Here is a 941-nt window from a genome sequence, read left to right as displayed (position 1 = left end):
CCATAAGAAACAGCTTCTAAGCCTATAAATCCGAATGTTTCTTTCCACACACTAGGAACTACTAAAACATCGATCTCCGAAAAGATAGTTTTTAATTCATTATGAGTATACCGACCATGAGCTGAAATATGACTTTCATCCTTTTCTGATAGATCTAAAGAACGATCGTCTCCATATAAATGAAGATGCCAATTTTTTTTATCTTTTTCCAAAAGCCTTAATAGACTTTTTCTCAGAAGTGGAAACCCTTTATATTCATCCAGCGGACCTATAAATCCAATTTTTAAAGGCTCATCCTCGTTGTAATTTTTCAACATACGATTATCCTTAATATCACTATGGGTAATATGAAGTATTTCACCTCTTGGCAATATATGTTTTGCATATTCAAGTTTGGAAACCTCACTATTAAAATGAATCTCATCAAATATATGTAAGATTTCAATATAGTAATTACGTAACCTTACATATTCTTTCTTCAAATCTAAATCTTCTTTGTTTCTGGGTACTTTACTATTTTTTATTGTTCTAATGGAATTCCTTGTCTTTTTCTTTTTACTTACTCTTAGCTTTTTTACAACTTTATTTTCTTTTAAAAATTTATATAAATGCGACTGCATCCCATAGATTAGGGGTAGACTATAGGCGTTTGTATTACAAGTTACACATTTTTCTCCACCTCTAAAATTTTCACATATATTTCCAGAATCATCAATTAAATTGACCTTAGGACAAATACCAAAGTAATCATGTGTTGTAAAAATTATAGGAATACTCCTGTTTTTTGCGATTTCAAAAAATTCTTTATGGATTCCCATTAAAGTATGTACATGAATTATATCTGGTTTTACTAAGTCTAAAAATGAATCATATACCTCTTTACCAATAGCTTTTTCCATAAAAGATGATGGTTTTTTCACTCCACCAAGTAATGATACTGG

Annotated in this window: 1 protein-coding gene; it reads right to left on the bottom strand. The window is 29.9% G+C overall.

Annotation, left to right across the window (positions count from 1 at the left end; genetic code table 11):
• Nucleotides 1-941, bottom strand: a 941-nt coding sequence (locus RB298_RS20690) for a glycosyltransferase (RefSeq protein WP_486048333.1), incomplete at both ends; no start/stop codon positions are given.

Origin of the sequence: Priestia sp. BR_2 (genome assembly GCF_041954005.1) — a bacterium.
Classification (GTDB): Bacteria; Bacillota; Bacilli; order Paenibacillales; family Paenibacillaceae; genus Paenibacillus_AQ; species Paenibacillus_AQ lautus_A.
The sequence above is the reverse complement of the archived record's forward strand: the minus strand, read 5'-3'. Positions and strand labels throughout refer to the sequence as shown.